This is a genomic window from Gilliamella sp. CG35 (genome assembly GCF_046635745.1).
In the GTDB taxonomy this organism is placed as follows: domain Bacteria; phylum Pseudomonadota; class Gammaproteobacteria; order Enterobacterales; family Orbaceae; genus Gilliamella; species Gilliamella apicola_I.
On the sequence record NZ_JBIDFH010000006.1, the window covers coordinates 111,630 to 123,240 of the forward strand.

Annotated in this window: 7 protein-coding genes; 3 read left to right on the plus strand and 4 right to left on the minus strand. The window is 35.4% G+C overall.

Annotation, left to right across the window (positions count from 1 at the left end; translation table 11 throughout):
• Positions 1 to 56: 56 nt before the first annotated feature.
• Together tal and tkt are read left to right on the plus strand one after the other, a co-directional pair.
• Positions 57 to 1,007: a transaldolase gene (gene tal, locus ACGH4F_RS04420; protein WP_267349642.1), complete on the plus strand. Its 951-nt coding sequence runs from the start codon at positions 57 to 59 to the stop codon at positions 1,005 to 1,007.
• 123 nt (positions 1,008 to 1,130) lie between these two features.
• Positions 1,131 to 3,137, plus strand: coding sequence for a transketolase (gene tkt / locus ACGH4F_RS04425; RefSeq protein ID WP_267360627.1), 2,007 nt, complete (start codon positions 1,131 to 1,133; stop codon positions 3,135 to 3,137).
• A 78-nt stretch (positions 3,138 to 3,215) separates the two neighbouring features.
• On the opposite strand, the gene ACGH4F_RS04430 is transcribed toward tkt, so the two are convergent.
• The 4 genes from ACGH4F_RS04430 to ACGH4F_RS04445 form a co-directional block, all read right to left on the minus strand.
• A complete protein-coding gene (locus ACGH4F_RS04430) occupies positions 3,216 to 4,538 on the minus strand; it encodes a phosphoethanolamine transferase (protein WP_411590147.1) in 1,323 nt (440 codons plus the stop codon).
• Between the two features lie 574 nt (positions 4,539 to 5,112).
• Positions 5,113 to 6,501, minus strand: coding sequence for an MATE family efflux transporter (locus ACGH4F_RS04435; protein ID WP_411590149.1), 1,389 nt, complete (start codon positions 6,499 to 6,501; stop codon positions 5,113 to 5,115).
• Between the two features lie 9 nt (positions 6,502 to 6,510).
• Positions 6,511 to 7,827, minus strand: coding sequence for a 30S ribosomal protein S12 methylthiotransferase RimO (gene rimO, locus ACGH4F_RS04440; protein ID WP_267349635.1), 1,317 nt, complete (start codon positions 7,825 to 7,827; stop codon positions 6,511 to 6,513).
• Between the two features lie 393 nt (positions 7,828 to 8,220).
• Entirely contained in the window at positions 8,221 to 9,150 is a 930-nt protein-coding gene (locus tag ACGH4F_RS04445) for a siderophore ABC transporter substrate-binding protein (protein WP_267360634.1), read from the minus strand.
• Between the two features lie 169 nt (positions 9,151 to 9,319).
• Here ACGH4F_RS04445 and ACGH4F_RS04450 point away from each other — a divergent pair, with 169 nt between their 5' ends.
• The gene (locus ACGH4F_RS04450; protein ID WP_411590151.1) at positions 9,320 to 11,308 is read left to right on the plus strand and encodes a TonB-dependent receptor domain-containing protein; all 1,989 of its coding nucleotides are present in this window, start codon (positions 9,320 to 9,322) and stop codon (positions 11,306 to 11,308) included.
• Positions 11,309 to 11,611: the final 303 nt, after the last annotated feature.

Below are 11,611 nucleotides of genomic sequence, written 5' to 3' on the forward strand. Positions count from 1 at the left end.
GATAAATGCTATTATAATCTTTTAGAAAATTGAAGCTGTAGAGGATATAGAAGTATATGAGTCAATTAGATGAATTTAAAAAATTAACCGTCGTTGTTGCCGATACAGGTGATATCGATTCAATTAAACAGTTTTCACCAGAAGATGCAACCACGAATCCTTCTCTTGTATTAAAAGCCGCTCAACTTCCTCAATATCGTTATCTGATTGATTCTGCAGTTGAAACTGCAAAAAAATTAGGTGGTAGCAAAGAACAACAATTAGTTAATGCTTGTGACCAAGTTGCTGTCAATATTGGTGCGGAAATTTTGAAAATTGTACCCGGACGAATTTCGACAGAAGTGGATGCTCGTTTATCTTTTGATAAACAAGCTTGTATCGAAAAAGCCCGCCGAATTATAGAACTCTATCAACAAAAAGGTATCGATAAATCACGAATTTTGATTAAAATTGCTTCAACATGGGAAGGGATTAAAGCTGCCGAAGTTCTTGAAAAAGAGGGCATTAATTGTAATTTAACGTTACTATTTTCATTTGCACAGGCACGTGCTTGTGCTGAAGTCAATGTGTTTCTCATTTCGCCTTTTGTTGGTCGTATTTATGACTGGTATCAAGCTAAAAAACCAATTGAACCTTATATTGCCGATCAAGATCCAGGTGTGGTATCAGTACGTAATATTTATAATTACTATAAACAACATGGTTATAAAACGATAGTTATGGGGGCAAGCTTCCGTAAAGTTGAACAAATTTTAGCATTAGCCGGTTGTGACCGATTAACGATTGCGCCAAATTTATTGGCTGAAATGCAACATTCAACAGCGCCTGTTGAACAAAAACTGTATCCAAATCAAACTGTCGTTGAACGACCTGCACCGATTACCGAGTCTGAATTTAGATGGCAACATAATAGCGATGCCATGGCTGTCGAAAAATTGGCAGAAGGAATTCGTGCCTTTGCGGTGGATCAAGGTAAATTAGAAGAGATGATTGCAACACTTCTATAATAATAAAGGGGGAATCACCATTCCCCTTTCACTTTTTTTTATAAAGTTAATAATATAAATCTGTTTCAAAAATACAGAAAAAATGAATTTGAATAACTTAAAATATATTTTGGAGATTAAAACATGAATGCAACGACGCTATCTCACCGCGAGCTTGCGAATGCGATAAGGGCATTAAGCATGGATGGTGTACAAAAAGCAAAATCAGGTCATCCGGGTGCGCCTATGGGTATGGCTGATATGGCGGAAGTACTTTGGCGTGGATTTTTAAAACATAACCCGAACAATCCAACTTGGGCAGATCGAGACCGTTTTGTATTATCAAATGGTCATGCTTCGATGCTAATTTATAGTTTACTACATCTTACCGGTTATAAAGTTAGCATTGATGACTTGAAAAATTTCCGTCAGTTGCATTCAATCACAGCAGGGCATCCAGAATATGGTCATGTTCCGGGCGTTGAAACCACAACCGGACCTTTAGGACAGGGCATTGCTAATGCAGTTGGTATGGCAATTGCAGAAAGAACTTTATCTGCACAATTTAATAAACCAGGTCATACTATAGTCGACCATTTTACCTATGTATTCATGGGTGATGGTTGTATGATGGAAGGGATTTCACACGAAGCTTGTTCATTGGCTGGAACACTGAAATTAGGAAAACTCATTGCATTTTATGATGAAAATGGTATTTCAATCGATGGCGAAATAGAAGGTTGGTTTACTGATGATACCGCGAAACGCTTTGAAGCTTATGGATGGCATGTTATTCGCGGTATTGATGGTCATGATGCAAATGCCATTGCTCAAGCGATTGAACAAGCACAAGCTGTGACCGATAAACCTTCTTTACTGATGTGTAAAACAGTTATAGGTTTTGGATCACCAAATAAAGCGGGCAGTCATGACAGTCACGGTGCACCACTGGGAGATGCTGAAATTGAAGCAACCCGTCAAGCACTTGGGTGGAATTACCCGCCGTTTGATATTCCTAAAGCTTATTATGAAGCGTGGGATGCGAAAACCAAAGGCAAACAAATTGAAGATGAGTGGAACACTCGCTTTGAAGCTTATGCCAAAGCATATCCAGAACTTGCAAGCGAATTTAAACGACGAATGCAAGGCGATTTACCAGAAAATTGGCAACAAGTGGCTACCGATTTTGTCAATAAATTGCAAGCAAACCCAGCAACGATAGCGACGCGTAAAGCATCACAAAATGCAATTGAAGCTTTTGCACCAGTATTATCTGAGTTTCTTGGTGGCTCGGCTGACCTAGCTCCAAGTAACTTAACAATGTGGTCAGGCTCAAAAGAAATTTTAGCCAATCCGGATGGTAACTATATTCACTATGGTGTACGTGAGTTTGGGATGTCTGCTATTATGAATGGTATTGCACTTCATGGCGGCTTTATTCCTTATGGGGCAACATTCTTAATGTTTATGGAATATGCACGAAATGCGGTACGCATGGCTGCCTTAATGAAGATTCGTTCACTGTTTGTCTATACCCATGACTCAATCGGATTAGGTGAAGATGGACCAACACATCAACCTGTTGAACAAATGGCAAGTTTACGGGTAACACCAAATGTCAGTACTTGGCGTCCATGTGACCAAGTTGAATCAGCCATAGCATGGCAATATGCCATTGAACGTAAAGATGGTCCAACAGCATTGATCTTCTCAAGGCAGAATCTTAAACAACAACCACGAACAGCTGAACAATTAGCCAATGTTTATCGTGGCGGTTACATTTTAAATGATTGTGCAGGAACGCCAGAGTTGATCTTAATTGCGACGGGTTCAGAAGTCGAATTAGCAGTAGAAGCCTATCATCAATTAACAAAAGCGGGGAAAAATGTACGGGTTGTTTCAATGCCATCAACCGATGCATTTGATAAACAAGACTGCGCTTATAAAGAGTCAGTATTACCTTCTTCAGTCACTGCGCGTATTGCGATTGAAGCCGGAATTAGTGATTACTGGTATAAATATGTGGGGCTAAATGGCAAAATTGTTGGTATGACAAGTTTTGGCGAATCAGCACCTGCAGAACAGTTATTTGAAAAATTTGGTTTTACAGTTGAAAATGTGATTGCAAAAGCCAATGATTTATTGAAATAATTGTAATTCCTGTTTAAAGCGCCATTACCATTTAGATAATGGCGTTTTTTTTTGGATCTATCTTAAGATATTATGATTTTATTTGATAAAAAAAGGATTCGGATCTTTTTTTAATTTCTCATAAGGATATAACTCATTTTTCCAATCTTTAATTTTAATCTTTGTTTGGTGTGGTATATCTGTCAACTTGTTTTGCATATATTCATGTGAAACATCTAAGGTGATACCCATCCATTTACTTAACAAGTAAACAAGCTGATAACCTGAGATTTTTTTCTCAATTTTTTGTTGTGTTGTACTTTTCGAATCAAAGAAAATAAAAGGTACTTCGTAGCTATTTTGGTATTCCCAGTTATGTCTTAAATCTTGATATTGATCCAAGTGGGTAAGACCATGATCGGCAAAATAGACAAGCGAATAATCTTCATTATGTTTTTTTAGTATATCAATTGTTGATTTAATCAGGTCGTCCGTTTCTTTTATACTGCTGACATAGCAAGAAATATTTTCGTTATATAGATTGAATTGAATATCAAATTGTAATCGACGACAAAAATTGGAATGAGATCCCATAAGGTGCATGACGATCAGTCTTGGCTTAGCCTGTTTATCTGATAATATTTTATCTAATTCTGGTAATAGTAAAGTATCATGTTTTCCGTGTGATGACTTACCATTATATTCCCCTTTTTTGGTGTAGAAGTTATAGTTTGCATAAGCGGCAATGCGAGGTACGGTAATCTCAATTTTTCCTAGTTTGCCTTGATTAGAAAGCCAATAAGTTTCAAATCCTGCATCATTAGCAATACTAACAATATTATTATTTAACTGAGCATTCACTATTTTATCGTCCGAATAAATAGCTTGGCTAATCAAATGAGGGACAGATGCTTGCGTATTCGAAGCGGGTGCGATTAAACCATCCCATATCACATTTGCATGTTGAGTGGCAAAAGGCGTATTGTCATAACTAAATCCATAGGCATTCATATAATCTTTACGGACACTTTCACCAATAATAATAAGGTAATTTTTGTGGTCTGGATTAACCGATAAAATAGGAATCGTATTTTGTTGTTCAATTTGTTTAAGTTGTGCTTCTTTCTCGGAACAATAAATTTTTCCACTGGTAAAAAGCGCTTTATAAAATTCAAAAAAAGGATATTTCACATTATCCATTATCTCTTCAGACAGTGAATGAGAAGGGGTCGGGATAAACTTAATATACGCTTTAATCGGTTTATAGCACAATAAAATCAATGTAAAAATAATCAGGTAATAATTGTGAACAGTAGGAAATGGCAGTTTGATAAATATTAGAACAAAAGCGATTAGAAGTAAGAAGGTAATCAAAAATAGATAAGTCGATATTTGCGAACAGAATTCATTTACTTCGTCCATGTCTGTTTCAAACAAAGCACTTATTACTGCTACATTAGGAGGGCCGTAATAATAAGCAATGGGAAAGTAAAGAGCAGCTATAACAAATGATAGACCAAAAAAAAATCGAAAAATGGTGAATCTGCCTAGGAAAATTAACGAAAAATAAGTAAGCAATATACGATCTATTCTTTTCGGATATCCTAATAAATACACGACTAAGACTGCAAGGCTAAGACAAATACAATGAGAAAACAAAATTTTTTTAGAAAGCTTCACAACATTATTACACTATATTAAATTTATCTACAAGGCACGTGATTATATAGTGAATTATTATTTAATCAATTTATATCGTCATTTTGTGTTTGATTCAATTTGAATTGAACTAAATGATTTTTCTATCATTTATGTACCTAATAAAAGGCGTTTAACAGCCTTAAACGAAGGAATAAAATAGCTGTTTGAGTTAAAAATGGTTAACTGTATTGAATAGTTGTTATGGAGTAGAGGCTATCAATGATTTAACACTTATCGGTTAATTTGATAAGTGTTAAATATTAAGATGAGAAGTGGCTTACTAGCCAATAAATCGTTATTTTGATGATCGATTTAATATTGTTGCTTCAGGCTGTTTTTGGATATAGATCATTCTGGCTATTAATAAAATAGCGGCGACTGCCAGACCTAAAATAATGCCAATCCAAAAACCGGCAGCCCCAATTGGCGCTATAATCAGATCGGTTAAACCTAAGATATAACCTACAGGTAATCCTACTACCCAATAAGAAAGCAATGTAATAAAGAAGATGCTTTGCGTATCCTTATAACCACGAAGCACATTGCTGGCTACAACTTGCAAATAATCAGAAGCCTGATAGATTGCTAATAAAATAATTAGGTGCATACATATCGTAATGACAGCAACTTCTTTAGTAAATAATGCAATGATTGGTGTTCGAAAGACAACCAAAATTAATGCGACAATAATTGCTATTGCCAACGAAATAGCTAAACTTATATATGCGGTATGTTTGGCAAGAGATAGCTTTTTTTGACCTAACAAATAACCAACACGAATGCTAGTAGCAACACCGAGTGAAAGCGGAATGGCAAATGTTAAACTGCTAATCGTAAATATGATTTGATGTGCCGCAACTGTAATTTTACCCAATGGGGCAATCAGTAATGCTATGACGGCAAATAAACTCATTTCGAAAAAATAAGCCAATGCCAGAGGTGTGCCTAACAGGATAACTTTTTTAATAATTGACCAATCAATAAGTTTTGTGAAAGGTGTTATACGAATATCACGTTGGCTAGTGGTGGTTAACGTATAAAGGCGAATTAAAAAAAACATTAGCCAAAATATAATCGCTGCGGTAATGCCACATCCAACTCCACCGAAAGCAGGCAAACCTAATTTTCCATAAATTAATACATAATTAATGGGAATGTTGGCAAGTAATGCAATAAAGATGATCACCATGGCTGGTTTGGTATTGGATAACCCTTCACACTGATTTCGGTAAACTAAAAATAATAAGAACGCGGGAACACCCCACATAATGGCACGTAAAAAAGAAACGGCAACTTCAACCATTTCAGGATCGATAGGATGTTCAACTGAACTTCTTAAACTAATCAGTTTATCTGAATGGTATAAAATGAACATCATTATCACTGATAAGAACAAGGCAATAACGACTCCTTGTCGAGTGTGATCAGCAACTTGATGACGTTTAGCAGCCCCATTTAAATTGGAAATAATCGGTGTTAAGACACTAAGTAAACCCTGTCCAAATAATATGGTTGGTAACCAAATTGAGACTGCAATGGCAACCCCTGATAATGCTGTGTTACTGTAGTTACCAGCCATAATGGTATCGACGAAGGTAATCGCTGTTTGCGATATTTGTGCTATCAGTACGGGTACCGAAAGGGCAATAAGTTTTTTGATTTCGTTTCGATAATGTTGTTTCATTGGATATGTTTACTGTTTAACAGTTCCCCATAAATCATATTCATCGGAATGTTCGACTTCAACTTGAACAATATCACCAACGTGAACATTTTTTTCTTCATTTAAATAGACAACGCCATCAATTTCTGGTGCATCAGCCATACTGCGTCCAATAGCGCCTTCTTCATCCACTTCATCAATAATAACCGATAAGGTTTTGCCAATTTTATTTTGTAATTTTTGGGTAGAAATTGTCTGCTGTAATTGCATAAAACGATGAAAACGTTCTTGTTTAATTTCTTCCGGAATTTGATTTGCGAGCTGATTGGCTGCTGCACCTTCAATCGGACTATAAGGAAAACATCCCACACGATCAAGCTTAGCTTTGTTTAAAAAATCGAGTAATAATTCGAAATCTTGGTCTGTTTCCCCTGGATAACCAACTATAAACGTTGAACGTAAAGTAATATCTGGACAGATTTCTCGCCATTTATGAATTCGTTCAAGTGTTCTATCAATGGTGCCTGGGCGTTTCATTGATTTTAAAACCGAAGGACTGGCATGTTGAAGTGGTACATCCAGATACGGTAAAATTTTCCCATCCGCCATTAACGGGATCAAATTATCAACACTTGGATAAGGATACATATAATGGAGCCTTACCCAAATGCCTAACGTTGCTAATTGTTCGCATAACGTTTGAATATCAGTTTTTAATGGCATACCATTCCAAAAGTTGGTACGATTTTTAATATCGATACCATATGCTGAAGTATCTTGAGCAATAACGAGTAACTCTTTAACGCCACTATCAGCTAATCGCTTTGCTTCATCAAGTACATTACCAATTGGTCGGCTAACCATTTCGCCACGTAGCGATGGAATAATGCAAAATGTACAGTTGTGATTACAACCTTCTGATATTTTTAAATACGCATAATGCTTAGGCGTTAATTTCACACCTTGCTGTGGTACTAAACTGGTAAAGGGATTATATGCGGGTTTAGGGGCATATTTATTGACATGAGTAAGTACTGCCTCGTAGCTATGGGGGCCCGATATTTCAAGTACTTTAGGATGTACATTACGTATTTGATCTTCTTTTGCACCTAAACAGCCTGTCACAATGACCTTGCCATTTTCATTTAAAGCTTCGCCAATGGCTTCTAACGATTCTTGTACGGCGCTATCAATAAAGCCACAAGTATTGACGATAACTAAATCTGCATTTTCGTAGCTTGGTACTACTTGATAACCTTGTGTTCGTAATTCAGTTAAAATTCGCTCTGAGTCAACCAAATTTTTGGGACAACCAAGGCTCACAAATCCAATAGTAGGGGATGACATATTCATAATATTTATAATAATGCTTAATATTTAAAGAGGAATTAAATTGATAATAAAATAAATTTTATCGATTAATTAGTTGTTGTTAATTTAAAATGTCGGCATTTTAACACATTTAAGCATTGTAAATATACTGATTTTCAAATTCTTAATTAACAGAAAATGGGTTTTAAGTGGTAACGTCAGGCAAGTGTATAAAGTGGGATTTTGACCTGTTAAATTTACCATATTTGATTGAAATCATGCGAGCACAACTTAATAGTTGAATATTACCCTCTCAAATTTTGTGACCTAAGAATACTTGTGGGTAGGTCGATTTAATGTGATAAATCTGTTGAATGCTAACTCATACAGCCTTTTAATTGGGCTGTATGAATTAATTTAAACAAAATGTTAATCGTTTAAAGCATTGAGCACTTCAGACACTTGACGGTCTAAACTTTCTGCTCCACCACCAGATAAGTACCAAAGATCAGGTGTCAAATAGACAACGGTGGTTTTATTTTTATTGAGAACTTTTGTATCAAAATAGTTGGCTTTCATGGCTTGTTGACCAATAGCATGACTTCGGTCAATGACAAAAATAATATCTGGCTTAACGGTTTTAATATATTTATCGTCAACAAAAGTAGGTGCTGGGCGTTCTCCATTTGTAGCTAGCTGGTTAGCTAAAAGTGGTACCGCTCTTTTGACTTTTAATACATCATGGATAAGCGCAGCACTTGAGCTATTATTAATAAGAATCATTTTTCCATTGTTGTGAATAGCGACAATGGCCTTTTTAGGGCTTGCTGAGGTCATTCTTTGAGCTTGGTTGATTTTGTTATTGAGCGAAGCAATGAGTTGAGTTGCTGTGTTTTCGGTTCCGGTAAGGCTCGCTAACAAATTGATATGATTTTTTGTTGATTCAAAATAATGTTTGCTATCAACACTTAAATTAAGCACTGGGGCAATTTTTGACAACTCATCTTTTTTATTTGCTTGACGTCCATCAATAATAATAAGATCAGGATTAGTTTGTTTAATTGCATCTATATTGGGTTCTTTCATATTACCCGTATCAACCACATCATCCCTTTTAAATTGATTCAAATAGGATGGAATGACCGATTGTGGGGTTGCCGTCACTATTGAGCCTTTACCTAAAGCATCTAATGTATCTAATGCTCCATAATTCATGACAACAATTTTTTTCGGAGATTTAGGTACGATGATCGTTTCACTATTGTTTGTGACAGTCATTGTCGACGGTGATTGACAACCGGTTAACCCCAAAACTATTAATGCAATGCTACTTAGCAGCAATTTTTTCTTTCTGTTCATAGACACCCTTTATATTAAATGTAAATAATAATTATTATCATTTAAAGTAGGTTGCTTGTCTAGCGAAAAATAATTTAATAAAAGATATTGATAATTATTATCATCTAATGTAGTGTTCATACTCATGGGTAATTATAAAATATCATTATAAATAATGGGGTTATAATAAATGAACGTTAAGCTAAAATTTAAACTGACAAATTATGTCATTAATTCAGGTTTTTTATTATTATCAAGTACAGCACTAGCCGCTGTGAATAGTTCAGATACTGATACAATGGTTGTTACCGCTTCGGGTTTTGCACAGCAAATCAAAGAAGCCCCTGCAACCATTTCTGTTATTACCTCAGAAGAAATTAGTCAAAAATCGTATCGTGATGTCACTGATGCGTTAAAAGATATTCCTGGTGTCACGATTACCGGTAGCGGTGATTCAACAGATATAAGCATTCGAGGTATGGATGCCAAATATACGATGATTTTAGTTGATGGTAAAAAGGTCAGTACCCGAGAAACGCGACCAAATAGTGATGGTTCCGGATTTGAACAAGGTTGGTTACCACCATTAACGGCGATAGAACGCATTGAGGTAGTCCGTGGTCCTATGTCATCACTGTATGGTTCTGATGCAATGGGTGGGGTAATTAATGTTATTACCAAAAAAGTGTCAGATAAATGGCATGCAGGATTACGTTTAGAATCTGTAATTCCTTATCGTTCTGAAGAAAAAAACACTTATACAGGAAGTTTTTCAGTCATGGGACCGATTGTTGATGATAGAGTTGGCATCCAACTATATGGTCAATATTCAAAACGAAATGAAGATAAATTTTTGAATGGTCATGCCCAACAAAAACTTCAAAGTCTAAATGGTAAGCTGTCTTTAAATGCAACAGATACGCAAAGATTTGATTTAGATATGGGGCGTTCAATTCAAAAAAGTAAGGCAACAGCGGGTAATACCCGAGCTAAGAATAGAGGCGATTTTCCTCGTGATAATCGCCGTAATACGTATAGTTTAACTCATACTGGGCTGTTTGGTGATATTTCGACAACTTCATTTATTGCTTATGAAGGTAATAATAACCCGGAAAGAAAGATGAAAATTCGAAATACCGATCTTGATACCCGTGTAACAATTCCGCTTAATATTAATATGTTAACAGTAGGGGGAAAATATAATTACCAAGAATTACACGATAAAGGTAATCAATTGAAGAAGACATTAACAAAAATAGATCGTTGGAATTATGCTCTATTTGCTGAAAATGAAATAAGTTTATTAGAAAATTGGAATTTAACTGTTGGATTACGTTATAACAAAGATGAAAATTATGGAAGCAACTGGAATCCAAGAGTTTATAGTGTATGGAATATTGATGATAATTTCACTCTCAAAAGCGGCTATTCAACGGGTTATGCAACACCACAATTACGGCAAGTCGTTGCTGATTGGGGACAAGTTACAGGGGGTTCCGGCACGGGTAATAAAGGAATGGTACTGGGAAATCCTAATTTAAAACCTGAAAAATCAGACAATATCGAAATTGGACTGGGCTATACTAATGATTATGGAATAGATGCTTCAGCCACGGCGTTTTATACAAAATATAAAGATAAGATTCAAACTTATTACATTTGTCAGGGACCAGCTGGAAAAGGTAAATGTAAAGTGAATGGTTACCAAGAAAAATTTGATTTTGTTCAAGGCAGAGAAAATGTCGATAAAGCCGATCTTAAAGGCGTTGAATTAACGTTTAAAACGCCATTATTTAATGAGTTCTTGTTGACGTCAAATTATTCATGGACAAAGACAGAACAAAAAACCGGTATCAATAAAGGACGTGCATTAAACCGTACACCTAAACAAAAATTTAATATGCAATTGGATTGGTACATCAGTCATAATTGGGACTTATGGGCTAAGATGGCATACTACGGACAAGAAAACGCCAATAAGCGAATGGGTAAACAAAGTAGGTATGTCACGTATCCTGGATATACGTTCTGGGATATGGGAGCAGCGTATCAAATCAACAAGAAAGCAAAAATTTACACGGGTATTTATAACTTGTTTGATAAAGATGTTGACAATGAAGACTTTGGTAAAACCTTAGATGGACGTCGCTATTTTGTTGGAACAGAAATTAGTTTCTAGATAACATTTTTCTCATCAATTATTCATCAAATGTATTTAATTGATGAGAATGATTGTTTTTAGTCAATGGTATGATTAATAACATCTTTATCAAATCTTCTTTTTTAATCATATTTTTAATCTTAGGTAAATTCTCATTGAAATATTTGAATTCATTTTGTACAAATTACACATTGCTTACTTATTCATAACAATCCGTTTACATATGTTTTAATAAATTGTAACTTACTTAACCTATAATTTTGATAGGAAAAATTTATTGAAGAAAATGAATTGTATAAAACCTGTCTCTTATACACATCT

Coding starts and splice junctions, on each gene's coding strand:
- tal (WP_267349642.1), top strand. CDS start 57: ATGAGTCAATTAGATGAATTTAAAAAATTAACCGTCGTTGTTGCCGAT.
- tkt (WP_267360627.1), top strand. CDS start 1,131: ATGAATGCAACGACGCTATCTCACCGCGAGCTTGCGAATGCGATAAGG.
- ACGH4F_RS04430 (WP_411590147.1), bottom strand. CDS start 4,538: ATGGACGAAGTAAATGAATTCTGTTCGCAAATATCGACTTATCTATTT.
- ACGH4F_RS04435 (WP_411590149.1), bottom strand. CDS start 6,501: ATGAAACAACATTATCGAAACGAAATCAAAAAACTTATTGCCCTTTCG.
- rimO (WP_267349635.1), bottom strand. CDS start 7,827: ATGTCATCCCCTACTATTGGATTTGTGAGCCTTGGTTGTCCCAAAAAT.
- ACGH4F_RS04445 (WP_267360634.1), bottom strand. CDS start 9,150: ATGAACAGAAAGAAAAAATTGCTGCTAAGTAGCATTGCATTAATAGTT.
- ACGH4F_RS04450 (WP_411590151.1), top strand. CDS start 9,320: ATGAACGTTAAGCTAAAATTTAAACTGACAAATTATGTCATTAATTCA.